Source organism: Pseudomonas sp. MWU13-2517 (assembly GCF_023242545.1).
Classification (GTDB): Bacteria; Pseudomonadota; Gammaproteobacteria; order Pseudomonadales; family Pseudomonadaceae; genus Aquipseudomonas.
On record NZ_JALMFA010000004.1, the window covers coordinates 331,149 to 345,411 of the forward strand.

Sequence of the window (14,263 nt, forward strand, 5' to 3'; positions counted from 1 at the left end):
CCTTTGGTTTTCAAATGGAAACAATACATGAGCGAGATGGATGACCTGGCGGCGTTTGCCGTTCTGATCGAAGCCGGCAGCTTTACCGTGGCAGCCGAGCAGTTGGGGTGCAGCAAGGGCCAACTGTCCAAGCGTATCAGCCAGTTGGAAGCGCAGTTTTGCGTGGTGTTGCTGCATCGCACCACCCGTAAGCTCAGCCTCACCGCCGCCGGCGCGGCATTGTTGCCGCAGGCTCAAGCGCTGGTGGTGCAAGTGGAGCGCGCCCGTCAGGCATTGGCGCGACTCAAGGATGACCTCGCCGGGCCGGTGCGTATGACGGTTCCGGTGTCGTTGGGGGAAACCTTCTTTGATGGATTGCTGCTGGAGTTTTCCAAGCAATACCCGCAGGTGCAGATCGAGCTGGAACTGAACAACAGCTATCGGGACCTGGCCCGGGACGGTTTTGATCTGGGCGTACGTTCGGGCGCCATCGAGAATGAACGCTTGGTGGCCAAGCCCTTGCTCGCCTGGCACGAGATGACCTGCGCCAGCCCGGCCTATCTGGAACAGCATGGTGAGCCGTTGACCCCAGCGGATCTGGCGACACATACCTGCCTGCTCAACAGCCACTACAGCGGGCGTGAGGAATGGTTGTACCACCAGCAGCACGAGCTGTTGCGGGTGCGGGTCAGCGGCACCTTCGCCTCCAACCACTACAACCTGCTGAAAAAGGCTGCCCTGGTGGGGGCGGGTATCGCGCGGTTACCGTCCTACGTATTGCCTGCTGAATTAGCTGACGGCCGTTTACGCTGGCTGCTGCGTGACTATTCGACACGCAGTATGCCGATGTACCTGGTTCATCCTTACCAGGGCGGGCTGCCGCGTCGTACCCAGGTGTTGGCCGATTACCTGGTGGAGTGGTTCAAACGCAGCGGCCAGGCCCTGGATCGACTTCAGCGGTAGCGACGGGCGATCAGGTGGTCGATGGACAGGCGACCGGGGCCTTTGGCGACCAACAACAGCAGTATCGCGATCCAGGTGCCGTGAGTCGGATAGGCTTCCGGGTAAACGAACAGCTGAATGACCAGTGTCATGCCAATCAGCGCTAACGCCGAGAAGCGCGTGGCAAAGCCCACCAGGATCAGTACGGGGAAGAAGTGTTCGGCAAACGCAGACATATGCGCGGCCACCTCCGGCGACAGCAAGGGGACGTGGTATTCGCTGCGGAACAGCGGCAGGGTGGACGCGGCCAGGCGCGGTTCGCCCAGTTGGAAGGTGCCGCTGATCAGGTCGATGGCAAAGCCTTCGACTTTGGTCTGCCCGGATTTCCAGAACACCGCAGCGATGGAGAAGCGTGCGAGAAAGGCGATCAGGCTGTAGGGGATTTTCTCGAACAGCGCAATGACCTGTTTAACCAGGCACGAGGGGGATATGTTCATGGCGAACCCTTTTGTTTTGTGTGCAAATGAGTGATGACGTCGTGGTTGATCAGCAGGTTCAGGCTTTGGTGCAGGTCGAATTCGGCCGACACGTCGAGGGCGTATTCCACTGCCGTTTCAAGCTCCGCGCCTTGGTTCAGATGGTTGATGAACGCGACCGTGGCTGGGTCGATGGCGAACACGTTGACTGACAACCCTTGGCGTAACACCAAGGCACTTTGGGCATGCCAGGGGTTGAAGTCGGTAGTGGCTTCTTCGGACTGATGCGCTGCCCAGATGCCGACAATGGCGTAGGCAGAGTCCAAAGTAGCAAGGGACGGATGCAGCTGCAGACGCAGGCTCCCCAATTCGGTTTCAGCTTGCAGTGCGCGCAAAATGGCTTGTCGATCCATTGGTGTGGCATCGGCGGCGTGATAGGCGCGTACCCGTAGCCGTTCCAGCCGTGCGACATCGGCCAGATAAGGCACGCTGGCGGCCGGCTCGAAGTCCTGGATGAACGCGGCAAACGCACCGCCGTATTCGCTGATCAGCGGACTGGTGGGAGGGCACGCCTGCACGAAGAGGCCCGCCATGGCTCGGAAGAATTCCTCTGCGACCAGTTGCAACGTCACGGGGTAAGCCGTTACCAGGGCGTTGATCAACGCGCTGTGGACGTTGTTGCGATAGACCATAAAACGGCTGACCGGGTCGGCGCCGTTGCTGCTGAACAGGCCATCCGGGCAGGCAAGGTCAGGTGAGAGCAGGGCACGGGTAAACGCATCGTGATGGCTCATGGGGTGACCTGCGACAGATGCCAGTCGGCCTGTTGCGCTTCGCCCAGCAGCACACGGAAGGCCGGTACCTGGTTATCCCGCTCGATCAACGTGGCGATCGGGCCGGTGCGTGTCAGTACCTGCTCATACAATTGCCACACCGCGTTATCGATGGGCGCGCCGTGATCATCTATCAGCAGGCGATCACCCAGGCTGTCAGTGTCTTCGGCGAAACCAGCCACATGGATCTCACCCACCGCATGCAACGGCAGTGCGTTGATGTAGGCAAGCGGGTCACGTTGGTGATTGATGCACGATACGTAGACGTTGTTGACGTCCAGTAACAGGCCGCAGCCCGTACGACGGATGATTTCACTGATGAAGTCCGCCTCGTCCAGGGTCGAACGCTGGAACTGCACGTACGTCGACGGGTTTTCCAGCAGCATGGGGCGCTTCAGAGCGTTCTGTACCTGATCGACGTGTTCGCACACCCGGTTCAGGGTTACGGTGTCGTAGGCCAGGGGCAACAAGTCATTCAGAAACACCGGGCCATGGCTGGACCAAGCCAGGTGTTCGGAAAAAGAGTGGGGTTGATAGCGCTCGATCAGCGTGGCCAACCGTGCCAGGTGCTCACGGTCCAGCGGGCCTTCGCCACCGATGGACAGGCCCACGCCATGCAATGACAGTGGGTACTGCTCGCGGATCAAGCCCAGGTAGTGATGAAACGGGCCGCCGGCCACCATATAGTTTTCGGCGTGTACTTCAAAAAAACCGATGTCGGGCGAGGTCTCGAGCACTTCGATGAAGTGCTCATTCTTCAGCCCCAGCCCGGCCTTGGGGGGAAGGCCGGGCACCTGAGCGGGAGAGACCCTGTGTTGGTGTGAAAGCGTCATCGTCCGTACTCAGGTTGTGGCGGGTTTCAAGACTTGGCGGTGAATGCAGCTTCCTGGCCGAAACCAGTCGGCGAGGTGGAGCTTGGGGTTTTAGCGCAGGTGCCGGCGGGGACCAGTTTCCAGGCATTGGCCTGATCCTTGACTTTGGAGGTACCCGCGCAGGTCGTGCCGGCGCCCGCGGCGCAATCGTTCTTGCCGGCTTCGGCGACGCCGAAGCATTTCTGCATGTCATCGGCAGCATGGGCGGTGGTGGCCAGGGTGGACAGGCTCAGGGCTGAGCCCAGGGCCAGAATGAGGGTAGCGGCGGACAGCGAACGGGTCTTGGTGGTCATGGTGTATCTCCAGCAGTGGATGGTTGTGGCGGGCTTGATTGCCTGCTTACTCCACTAGAGGTAGCACAATGATTTTTGTTACAAGCCGGCCGAAAATAATTTCAGACAGCGCAAAAAAAATGGGAGGGGGCTTGCTCCCGATAGCAGTGGTTCAGTCAGTTGCGCATTGACTGATACACCGCTATCGGGAGCAAACCCACTCCCACATTCAGAGCCGTTTCTTAACCCCCCAGGTAGGCCTCACGCACTTTCGGGTCGGTCAACAACTGCTCGCCAGTACCCTGCATCACCACCCGGCCGTTTTCCAGCACATAGGCACGGTCGGCGATCTTCAGCGCCTGGTTGGCGTTCTGTTCCACCAGGAACACCGTCACACCGTCCTTACGCAGTTGTTCGATGATGTCGAAAATCTGCTGGATGATGATCGGCGCCAGGCCCAGGGAGGGTTCGTCCAGCAGCAACAGCTTGGGTTTGCTCATCAGCGCCCGGCCGATGGCGAGCATTTGCTGCTCGCCGCCGGACATGGTGCCGCCGCGCTGGCTGAAGCGTTCCTTGAGCCGGGGAAACAGGTGCAGCACTTTATCCATCTGCTCCTGATAGTCACCCTTGTCGGTGAAGAACCCGCCCATGGCCAGGTTCTCTTCCACGGTCAGGCGCGAGAACACGCGGCGACCTTCCGGTACCACGGCAATGCTCTTGCGCATGATCTGTGACGACGACTGGCCCACCAGTTCCTCACCCATGTAGCGGACGCTGCCGCTATGAGCCTGGGGCGAACCGCACAAGGTCATCAGCAGGGTCGACTTGCCGGCCCCGTTGGCGCCGATCAGCGTGACGATTTCACCCTGGCGCACTTCCACGTTGACGCTGTGCAGGGCCTGGATCTTTCCGTAGAAAGTGGAAACGTTTTCGAATTGCAGCATTTTACGCTTCCCCCAGATAGGCTTTGATCACTTGCGGATTATCGCGGACCTGCTCCGGCGTTCCGTTGGCCAGCGGCGTGCCCTGGTTGATCACCACGATATGGTCAGAAATGCTCATGACCAGTTTCATGTCGTGCTCGATCAACAACACCGTGGCGTTGTTTTCCTCACGCAACACGCTGATCAACGCCTTGAGGTCTTCGGTTTCCTTGGGGTTCAGGCCGGCGGCCGGTTCGTCGAGCATGAGAATCCGCGGGCGGGTCATCATGCAGCGGGCGATCTCCAGGCGACGTTGCTGACCATAGGCCAGCGTGCCGGCAGGGCGGTTGGCGAACTCGGTGAGGTTGACCTTGTCCAGCCAGTACGCCGCGTATTCCATGGCCTCACGCTCGCTCTTGCGAAACGCCGGGGTCTTGAACAGACCCGCCAGGAAGTTGGTGTTCAGGTGGCGATGCTGGGCGATCAGCAGGTTCTCGACCGCCGTCATGTCCTTGAACAACCGCACGTTCTGGAAGGTGCGCACCACGCCCTTGCGGGCGATTTCGTGGCCGGCCAGCCCCTGGATCGGCTGCCCATCCAGCAGGATGCTGCCGCCGCTGGGCTTGTAGAAACCGGTGAGGCAGTTGAACACCGTCGTCTTGCCGGCGCCGTTCGGGCCGATCAGGGCTACCACTTGTTTCTCTTTAACAGTCAGGGCCACGCCATTGACCGCGAGCAGGCCACCAAAGCGCATGCTCAGATTTTCGACTTTCAGGATCTCGCGGCTCATTTGCGCAGCTCCATGTGTGGACGTTGCATGGGCAGCAGGCCTTGAGGTCGCCAGATCATCATCAGCACCATCAGGGCGCCGAACATCAACATGCGGTATTCACTGAACTCACGCATCATTTCCGGCAGCAGGATCATCACGATTGCGGCCAGGATCACGCCCAACTGCGAGCCCATGCCACCCAGCACCACGATGGCGAGGATGATCGCCGACTCGATGAAGGTGAACGACTCGGGCGTCACCAGCCCTTGGCGCGCCGCGAAGAAGCTGCCGGCAAAACCGGCGAATGCGGCGCCCAGGGTGAAGGCGGAAAGCTTGATGACGGTAGGGTTCAGGCCCAATGCCCGGCAGGCGATTTCGTCTTCGCGCAAAGCTTCCCAGGCGCGACCGATCGGCATGCGCAGCAGGCGGTTGATCACGAACAGGGCCGCCAGTGCCAGCAACAGCGCGACCAGGTACAGGAACACCACTTTGCTCACCGGGTTGTAGTCGATCCCGAAGTACTCGTGGAAGGTCTGCATGCCTTCGGCCGCGGTGCGGTCGAACGACAGCCCGAAGAACGTCGGCTTGGGAATGCTGCTGATGCCGTTGGGGCCGCCCGTGATATCGGTGAGGTTACGCAGGAACAACCGGATGATTTCACCGAAACCGAGGGTCACGATGGCCAGGTAGTCACCGCGCAAACGCAGCACCGGGAAGCCCAGCAGGAAGCCGAACGTCGCCGCTGCCATCCCCGCCAGTGGCAGGCAGATCCAGAAGCTCCAGCCCAGGTAATGCGAGAGCAGCGCGTAGGTGTAGGCACCCACGGCGTAGAAGCCCACATAACCCAGGTCGAGCAGGCCGGCCAGGCCGACCACGATGTTCAGGCCCAGGCCCAGCAACACGTAGATCAGGATCAGGGTGGCGATGTCGACCGCGCCGCGCGAGCCGAAGAACGGCCAGATCAGGGCGGCGATGATCAGGCCGATGATAATGTAGCGTTGGGTGCGCGGCAGGGTCAGGAATTGGCTGACCTTGGGCGACACCAACGGCCCACGGTTGCCCTTGAACAGGGCGCCGACCTGCTGGGTGAACAGCACGCGCAGGAACATCAGTACCGAGCACAGGGCGATGATGCTCAGCGTCACGGGACCGGTGCCATGCACTTCCAGGTTGATGCCGACAATGCTCAGCTTGAGGCCGAGTACCGGAAAGGCCACGGCCCATACCAGCAAGGCGCTGAAAAACGCCGATTTAAGATATTTGCTCATACTTTCTCAACCTCCGGACGGCCCAGGATGCCGGTCGGACGGAACAACAGCACCAGAACCAACAGGCCGAACGCCACGACGTCCTTGTACTGGTCGCCGAAGATATCGGCGCCAAAGGCTTCGGCCACACCCAGCACCAGCCCGCCGAGCATGGCGCCCGGGATACTGCCGATGCCGCCCAAGACCGCCGCGGTAAAGGCTTTGAGCCCCACCAGGAAGCCGGCGTTGGGGTTGATCACGCCGTACTGCATGCTTAGCAGTACCGCCGCGACAGCCGCCAATGCGGCGCCGATCACGAAGGTCAGGGCGATGATGTTGTTGGTGTTGATGCCCAGCAGGTTGGCCATCTTGATGTCTTCGGCGCAGGCCCGGCAGGCGCGGCCCAGACGGGAGCGGGAGATGAACAGGGTCAGGCCCAGCATGGCCACCAGGGTGACAATGAAGACCAGGATCTGCATGTAGGAAATCAAGACTTCTTCCGCACCACCTGGGCCGAAGGAGATGCTCCCCGGGATCAGGTTGGGGATGGATTTGTCCTTGGAATCCTGAGACAGCAATACGGTGTTCTGCAGGAAAATCGACATGCCGATGGCGGAAATCAGTGGGATCAAGCGGTTGCTGCCACGCAAGGGACGGTAGGCAACACGCTCGATACTGTAGCCATAGGCACTGGTTACAACGATTGACGCGATAAACGCGGCGGTCATCAACAGCGGCAGGGAGTGGATACCCATCATGGCCAACCCGGCAAGGGCGATAAAGGCCACGTAGGAACCAATCATGTACACCTCGCCATGGGCGAAGTTGATCATTCCAATGATGCCGTAAACCATTGTGTAGCCAATGGCTATCAAGGCATAGGTGCTGCCAATGGTCAGGCCATTAACCAGCTGTTGGAAAAAATGATAGATCTCAGGCATTACAGCGCTCCTAAAAACCCGATACGCATTTCACTGGTGGAGTCATGTTCCGGCCCCGTGCTGTGTTCTTTGAGCACATTTGCACAGAGCGTTTGCCAGCGAACCGCTGGTGACGGTTTTAAGATTTTCAGGTGAGCCAGCGCCCGGATCGCGGGTGTCAGGCCCATAAACCTCGTAAAACAAAGCCCACTGCTTGCACAGTGGGCTTGTGGACCAGTAACGCCTGGCTTACTGAGGGGAAACTTCGGTTTTTGGTTTACCGAAGTGCCATTCGTAGACCACGAATTTGAAGTCCTTCAGGTCGCCCTTGGCGTCGAAGCTCAGGTCGCCGGTAGGAGTCTTGAAGGTGCCCGCGTGGATGGCGGCTGCCACTTTGGCGGTGTCTTCGCTCTTCGCAGCGGTGATACCGCCGGCGATCACTTCAATGGCCGAGTAGGCTGGGAACACGAACGGACCGGTTGGGTCCTGCTTGTTCTTGGCGAACTCTTCAACGATGGCTTTGTTGGCCGGGTCGGTGTCGAAGGATTTAGGCAGGGTCACCAGCAGGCCTTCGGAAGCGTCCTGGGCGATTTGCGAGATGGAGTCGTTGCCGACGCCCTCTGGGCCCATGAACTTGGCGTTCAGGCCTTTTTCCTTGGCTTGGCGCAGGATCAGGCCCAGCTCAGGGTGGTAGCCGCCGTAGTAGACGAAGTCGACGTTGGCTTGCTTGAGCTTCTGGATGATCGAGGAGAAGTCTTTGTCGCCGGCGTTCAGGCCTTCGAAGACGGCAACCTTGGTGCCTTTTTTCTCGAGAGTCTGTTTAACGGCGGTGGCGATGCCTTCACCGTACTGCTGTTTGTCGTGCAGTACAGCGACGATTTTCGGCTTCACGTGGTCGGCGATGTAGTTGCCGGCTGCCGGGCCTTGGGCGCTGTCCAGGCCGATGGTGCGGAAGATCAGCTTGTAGCCACGGGCGGTGATTTCCGGGCTGGTGGCAGCCGGGGTAATCATGATCACGCCTTCGTCTTCATAGATGTCGGAGGCTGGTTGAGTGGAGCTGGAGCACAGGTGGCCGACCACGAACTTGACGCCGTCGTTGACCACTTTGTTGGCGACGGCAACGGCTTGTTTAGGATCGCAAGCGTCGTCGTATTCCTTGGCTTCAAGCATTTTGCCGTCTACGCCGCCCTTGGCGTTGATGTCGGCGATGGCTTGCTTGGCACCCATGAATTGCATGTCGCCGTATTGCGTCACCGGACCGGTCTTGGGCCCTGCGATGCCGATCTTGATGGTGTCGGCTGCGAACGAATGGCCGGCAACCCCAGCCAGGACCATAGCGGCAAACAGTTTGGAAATCTGCTTAGTAGCCTTATTCATAGTGCTCCACTCTTACTGTTGTATTTTTTATAGTTCTAGCGGCCTTGTGAGCTGCAGAACCGGATCGGATATCTCGAGTATCCCCCGGCAGTGCCCTGGCAACTGTACCGGTACAGTGTAGAGCGCCGGTTGATCGCTTGAAAAGCTGGCTGCTGGGGGCAAAGCTCGAGCGTGTCGCTTAAATGAAAGAAAAAGACAGAATTGCGGCGCGGTGATGCCAGAGTTCCGGGCAATCCTTGGCTTTCCTGACACTTTCTATCGATGCCTCATTTGCAACTGGGTTTTTCTACCTGGCTTTTTATACGAAAGGCACGACGTTATGATTGCGCCGATTTTTTCTTCAGGTGGATTCCCATGACGCAAGAACCTAGCACCCTCTATGCCAAGCTGCTCGGTGAAACCGCCGAAATTTCCTGGAAGGAGCTTGAGCCGTTCTTTGCCAAGGGTGCCCTATTGTGGGTCGATGCAGGCCTGGATTTGATCGAGGCAGCCGAGGCAATGGCCGAGGATAACCGCGAGAAAGTCGCTGATTGGCTGGCTGCGGGGAGCCTGGGCGAAGTGTCTGCGACGCGGGCATTGGACCTGGTCGCGCGTGATCCGGGCTTGTGGGCAGTGGTGGTTTCGCCGTGGATTCTGATCCAGGAAAGGGCGGCGTAAGAAAAGTCTGCACGAAAAAGGTGCGCGTTTTTTCATGGGTGAAGTGTGTAGCCGAGTAACCGCTGACACGGTGATGGCATCTTGCCGTGGAGAAAGGTCACAGGTGAGGGTGACGTAAACGTCACGGGAACAGTTTTGACGCTGGCTGAGTGCCGGGCGAATTGTTTCAGAAGATGAGCAAATCATCGTGGTGAGGGAGCAATCTCCCTCACCACAAAAGCCTAAGCCGTCTTGCCGGTATGATTATTCAACGAAATAACCTTGGTCTTGCCAATCCGGTGACGATAAATCTCACGCAGATATTTGATTGCCTTTTTCACGCAATCCCGTGACAGGCGAATGTCGTTGATCGACACGAACTTTTCCTTGTCGTTGATCAACTCGCGGTATTTCTTCTCATACATCGGCTTGATCGCATACCAGTTGGTATCGAGGATTTTCGCTGGGTTCTCGAATTCATTGAGCAACTCATCGATGCGGTCTTCGTCGAAGTCCTCGTGGATGATGAAGTCCAGGATCGAATTGTCCAGCGTGTCATCGAAGCGGTAAGGATTACGCGCAAAGCAGCGCTTGATAAAGGCGACGATCAGCGTCAGGAAGTCATCCGAAAGGCACGGGCTCTTGGCGATCAGTGTGGTCAGCGACAGGTTGGCCGATGCGCCGATCACCAACGCATAGCGCTTGAGCGTGGTGTTGGGAAACAGGCTGTTGAGATGGGTCTTGAGCCGGTTCAGGTCCATGTAGGACAGCTTGTAATCCTTGGGCAGCGATACGATGGATACTACCGACGAGCAGTTCTTGAAGAAGTGCAGGTCATGTAGCGCCGCCGCGTCATAGCCGGAATTCTTGTATTGCTCAAGCGACGCCCGATAACGCTTGGACTCAATCGGCAGCAGGCTGATGCCTTCGATGGCCTGGGTGACCTTGTTGAAGTGCGGCAGGTCGATGGAACGGAAAAACAGGTCATCGATGTTCAGGCGCTGCGGCTCTTTGTCGAACACCTTGAACTTGTCGTTCGATGGTACCGGGGTTTCCGGCACCACGGATTCGGCGTAGGCAATCGCCACCGGGCCGGCCAGGCTCATGAACAGGTCGTTGGCATCCAGGCGAATGGTCTCGCCGATGTCGATCCCGGCGCGCCGGAAGTAGTTCTGGTCGTAGTCGGTGGTCACCGCCTGCGCGGTGAGAATGTTGAAGATCTGTTGGGAAATGTACTGGTTGGCATGTTTTTCCATGGCATTGACATCAATGTTCTGGATATTGCCGTCATCGCTCTCTTCGGCGTAACGCATGATGTCGTTGGAGATCAGCATCATTGCGTTCCATGGGCGGATGCGACCTTTCACACTGGCTTCGCTGCTGTCTTCATTGGCGAAGTTGTACGAGAAATCCCACTCTTCTGACAGATACTTGCACAGCAGCCGGCCGGCGTTGATGTGCAGGGCTTCGGACATTTCGCTGCGGTGGTCGGAGATATTCGGCAGCACACAGATGCCACTGGTGAAGATCGGCTCGAACACAAACGCATGGCCGCTCTTGCTGTCGTGTTCGTCGGCGGGCTTGGTGTCGAACGTCTTGTTCATGTACGAGTGTTGCTGGGCCAGGCCGAACTCTGAAGCCATGCCCGAGCCGGTGCCACCGCCGGCGCTGAAGATCGAGAAGTACAGGCGCGACTGGTTGGCCTTGATGCCGCAGGAGTCGATCAGGTACGAGTGAATCATCTTCCAGTCGGGGCTGGAGAAACGCTGGGTGTCTTTGTTGAGGATGATCTTGGCCAGGTACTGGCCCAGGATCGGCGCGTTACCGGCGCCACCGGCATGGACTTCCGACAGGTCCATGATTTTCATCTTGCTGTAGTCGCGCAAAAAGCCGCTTTTCTCACCTTTGCGCGAGAAACGGATGCGCCCGGCAATGTCTTTGTCCAGGTCGCCCAGCATCACCAAGGGTTCCACCAGGAAGACCGGCTTGGTGGTCTTGCCGCCGCCCAGGCGCAGGTTGTTGCGAATCCATTGGGTTGGGCTGTAACCCTTGTCCACAGGGCTCTTTTTGAATTGAGGCTTATCCTCGGCACTGAATTCGTTCAAGTAAAACTTGCGCGCGTTGTACACCAACTCCGCCACGTCCAGGGCAATGTTCGAGCCGCAGCGGCCCAGGCCGATCAGGCACACCGACGGGAATTCCTGCTCATGGCCCGGGGCACCGTCACCTTCCTGCTGGGGCGGGCGTGGGAACACCATGTCGCGCAGGCCGTCGAGGTTGTCGAGGATGCGATCGGTATTGGTCTCGGTGAAGTACAAGTACTGTTGGGTGGCCAGCGGGCGGGCGCTGCTCACGGGGTTGTAACCGGCGGGCTTTTCCGCAGGCGCTGTAGGCAACACGTCGGGGATTACGGTGGCGGAGCTGTTTTTGGAAGTCATTGGGCGCCATGTACCTGGACGGATGGCCGCAAAAATCGAGGAGCCATCACGGAATGAGAGTTCGCGACTTTACAGTGCGTCTGAGTCCGGGGCGGCGGGGTTCAGCCCAAGTGTTTACAGGGGAATTCCGGCCGGACTCTGATGAATCGGCCGTTCGTCGGCGTTCTTTAACCAAATGATGGCGAAATGCCAAATAGCCGGCGTCAGCGAATTGGCCGCACGATAGAGGTTGAGCCGGTACGTCCCGGGGTGGGCTCTTTCAATGGGGGAGCCTCCTTGTTGCCTTCCGCGCTAAGCGAGTGGAGCGGGTTGCGCATCTGGATGCCCTGCATCACACCGATGATGTCACTGGCAGGCACCGCCGGGCTGAGCAGGTAGCCTTGCACGAAATCACAGCCATGCTTGAGCAGCAGTTCGAATTGCGCCTGGGTTTCCACGCCTTCGGTAACCACCTGCAGGTGCAGGGTGTGGGCCATGCCGATAATCACCTGGACGATCTCGATATCGGCGGTGGATTTGGGAATGTCCTGGATGAACGAACGGTCGATCTTCAAGGTGTTCAACGGCAGGCGCTTGAGGTAGGCCAGGGATGAGTAGCCCGTGCCGAAGTCATCGATGGCCAGGGAGACACCCAGTGCACGAATCTGTCGCAACAGCGCCAGAGTGCTGCTGATATTGCCCATCAACGCATTTTCGGTAACCTCCAGCTCCAGACGATTGGCGGCAATCCCGGCAAAGCGCAGGGCGTCTTCGATTTCATCCGCCAATTCATCACGGGCCAGATTCAAGGCTGAGCAGTTCACGGCCATGGTCAGCCCGGTGTAGCCACGGTCGGACAACAAACTCAGGTCATGACACGCCTGGCGCAGCACCCAGTGATCCAGTTCGGCAATCAGCCCATTGCTTTCGGCGATGCCGATAAAACGGTCCGGCGCCAGCAGCCCGTGTTGCGGATGCTGCCAGCGCACTAGGGCTTCCAGGCGAGTGACCTTGCCAAGCTTCATGTCGAAGATCGGTTGGTAGAACAGCACCAATTGGTTGCGCGCACGCAAGGCCGTGCGCAGTTCCTCTTCCAATTGCAACTCAAGGAACGCGCGGGTTTTCAGGTTGGAGCTGAAGAAACTCAGGTTATTGCGCCCGCTATCCTTGGATTGGTACAGCGCCAGGTCGGCGGTTTTCAACAGTTCTTCGCAGGTCAGGCCGTCATCGGGGAACACGCTGATGCCGATGCTGGTGGTCATTACCATGCGTCGCCCGGCCAGTTCGATCGGGTCTTTCATCTTTTGCATGATGCGCTGGGCCATGTGGCGCGCTTCATCGCGGTGGTGGATGTTGATCAGGATGCAGAATTCATCGCCACCAAAGCGCGCGACCACATCTTCATGACTGCGCACCGAGCCCTTGATGTGCCCGGCCAACACGCTGAGCAACTGGTCGCCGGCATCGTGCCCCAGGCTATCGTTGATCCGCTTGAAGTGGTCGATATCCAGAAAGATCACCGCCATCATGCCTTTGGTTGCGGTTTTTTCCGCGACTTTCTCCGCGAAGAGCTGGTTGAACCCCCGGCGATTGAGCAGGCTGGTCAGCGCGTCGAAATGGGCGACTTGTTGCAGCGACGCACGCGCCTGATCGAGTTCACTGAGCAGTGCGTTGACCCGGCGCAGGTCGCGCTCCTTGTGCTGCAGTTTTTTGTCCGCCAAGGCGGCGCTGATGCTGCTGCCGATGACCAGCAGCGTAATCACCGCCACCGACAGGCCAAGTTGAATGGGGTTGTTGTCCAGCGGTGACGACAGATCAGCGCCAGTGGGAATCACCATCTGCATGGCGGCCATGCCGGTGAAGTGCATGCTGATAATGCCGGCGCCCAGCGTCAGGCTGGCGGCGTACTTGAGCAATTGATGAAACATGCCGGCGCCGTTGCGCAGGTAGTTGGACAACAACAACGCGGCCAGGCTGGCGCCAATGGCGATAGCCACCGACGCTATGAACAACCCCGATTCGAAGTACACCAGGGCTTGGGAGCGCATGGCTGACATACCGACATAATGCATCAGGGCGATGCCGAGCCCCATCCAGGCCGACGCCAGCAAGTATTGATGGAACCGCAGGTGCGGGTGACTGAGGGTTTGCATGGCGAATAGCGAAGCGATCAAGGCGATCGCCAGCGAGGCGAACGTCAGGATCAGATCGTAATGAATAGTGATTGGGGCCTGGAAAGCCAGCATGCTGATGAAGTGGGTTGACCAGATTCCGCCCGCCAGGCACCCGGCACCCAGCCAGCGCCAATGCCGCCGGGCGGTGGGGGCTTCCACATGCCCGACCCGCTCGGCCATATCCAGCGTGCCGAACCCGGCCGCGCAAGCGACCAGGTAAGCCAACAGCACCAGAAAGGGGTTATGACTGCAATTGAGTAATAAATGCCCTTTTTCCGGAAGGTCGGTAAAGAAATGCAACCCAAGCCATTCCATAGCATGTCCCGTCATAGAGTCACGTCACAGCCTGAGGCGATGACCTATGAGAGCGAGTATAGAAGCTTCGCGGGATTCACCATGGATAATGGCACTTTGATTCTGATT

General features: G+C 58.7%; 13 protein-coding genes. 2 read left to right on the plus strand and 11 right to left on the minus strand.

Features of this window, described 5'->3' with window-relative positions; all coding sequences use genetic code 11:
* Nucleotides 1-27: 27 nt before the first annotated feature.
* Nucleotides 28-942, plus strand: a complete 915-nt coding sequence (locus M5B97_RS08405) for a LysR family transcriptional regulator (RefSeq protein ID WP_248731239.1) — start codon at nucleotides 28-30, stop codon at nucleotides 940-942.
* Here the strand turns inward: M5B97_RS08405 and M5B97_RS08410 are convergent.
* The 9 genes from M5B97_RS08410 to M5B97_RS08450 form a co-directional block, all read right to left on the minus strand.
* A complete protein-coding gene (locus M5B97_RS08410) occupies nucleotides 933-1,418 on the minus strand; it encodes a DoxX family protein (RefSeq protein WP_123714938.1) in 486 nt (161 codons plus the stop codon). The genes M5B97_RS08405 and M5B97_RS08410 overlap by 10 nt on opposite strands.
* Nucleotides 1,415-2,191: a DNA-binding domain-containing protein gene (locus M5B97_RS08415; RefSeq protein ID WP_248731240.1), complete on the minus strand. Its 777-nt coding sequence runs from the start codon at nucleotides 2,189-2,191 to the stop codon at nucleotides 1,415-1,417. The genes M5B97_RS08410 and M5B97_RS08415 overlap by 4 nt, the downstream gene beginning before the upstream one ends.
* Nucleotides 2,188-3,063, minus strand: a complete 876-nt coding sequence (locus M5B97_RS08420; RefSeq protein WP_248731241.1) for a DUF692 domain-containing protein — start codon at nucleotides 3,061-3,063, stop codon at nucleotides 2,188-2,190. Before M5B97_RS08420 ends, M5B97_RS08415 begins: the two co-directional genes overlap by 4 nt.
* 26 nt (nucleotides 3,064-3,089) lie before the next feature.
* Complete coding sequence (locus M5B97_RS08425) at nucleotides 3,090-3,395, minus strand: DUF2282 domain-containing protein (RefSeq protein ID WP_123714941.1); 306 nt, start codon at nucleotides 3,393-3,395, stop codon at nucleotides 3,090-3,092.
* Nucleotides 3,396-3,616: 221 nt separating this feature from the next.
* Nucleotides 3,617-4,318 carry an ABC transporter ATP-binding protein gene (locus M5B97_RS08430; protein WP_123714942.1) on the minus strand — a complete coding sequence of 234 codons (702 nt, stop codon included), beginning with the start codon at nucleotides 4,316-4,318 and terminating at the stop codon, nucleotides 3,617-3,619.
* 1 nt (nucleotide 4,319) lies between these two features.
* Nucleotides 4,320-5,087: a high-affinity branched-chain amino acid ABC transporter ATP-binding protein LivG gene (livG, locus tag M5B97_RS08435; RefSeq protein WP_248731242.1), complete on the minus strand. Its 768-nt coding sequence runs from the start codon at nucleotides 5,085-5,087 to the stop codon at nucleotides 4,320-4,322.
* Complete coding sequence (locus M5B97_RS08440) at nucleotides 5,084-6,337, minus strand: high-affinity branched-chain amino acid ABC transporter permease LivM (protein ID WP_248731243.1); 1,254 nt, start codon at nucleotides 6,335-6,337, stop codon at nucleotides 5,084-5,086. Before M5B97_RS08440 ends, livG begins: the two co-directional genes overlap by 4 nt.
* A complete protein-coding gene (gene livH, locus M5B97_RS08445) occupies nucleotides 6,334-7,257 on the minus strand; it encodes a high-affinity branched-chain amino acid ABC transporter permease LivH (RefSeq protein ID WP_123714945.1) in 924 nt (307 codons plus the stop codon). Before livH ends, M5B97_RS08440 begins: the two co-directional genes overlap by 4 nt.
* A gap of 228 nt (nucleotides 7,258-7,485) precedes the next feature.
* Nucleotides 7,486-8,613, minus strand: a complete 1,128-nt coding sequence (locus tag M5B97_RS08450; RefSeq protein ID WP_123714946.1) for a branched-chain amino acid ABC transporter substrate-binding protein — start codon at nucleotides 8,611-8,613, stop codon at nucleotides 7,486-7,488.
* A gap of 354 nt (nucleotides 8,614-8,967) precedes the next feature.
* On the opposite strand from M5B97_RS08450, the gene M5B97_RS08455 reads away from it, so the two are divergent.
* Nucleotides 8,968-9,270 (plus strand): DUF2288 domain-containing protein, encoded by a 303-nt coding sequence (locus tag M5B97_RS08455; RefSeq protein ID WP_123714947.1) that lies wholly within the window; start codon nucleotides 8,968-8,970, stop codon nucleotides 9,268-9,270.
* A 221-nt stretch (nucleotides 9,271-9,491) separates the two neighbouring features.
* Here M5B97_RS08455 and M5B97_RS08460 read toward each other — a convergent pair whose 3' ends face one another.
* Together M5B97_RS08460 and M5B97_RS08465 are read right to left on the minus strand one after the other, a co-directional pair.
* On the minus strand, nucleotides 9,492-11,687 hold the full coding sequence (locus M5B97_RS08460) for a hypothetical protein (protein WP_248731244.1): 2,196 nt from the start codon (nucleotides 11,685-11,687) through the stop codon (nucleotides 9,492-9,494).
* 203 nt (nucleotides 11,688-11,890) lie between these two features.
* Nucleotides 11,891-14,155 (minus strand): bifunctional diguanylate cyclase/phosphodiesterase, encoded by a 2,265-nt coding sequence (locus tag M5B97_RS08465; protein WP_248731256.1) that lies wholly within the window; start codon nucleotides 14,153-14,155, stop codon nucleotides 11,891-11,893.
* Nucleotides 14,156-14,263: the final 108 nt, after the last annotated feature.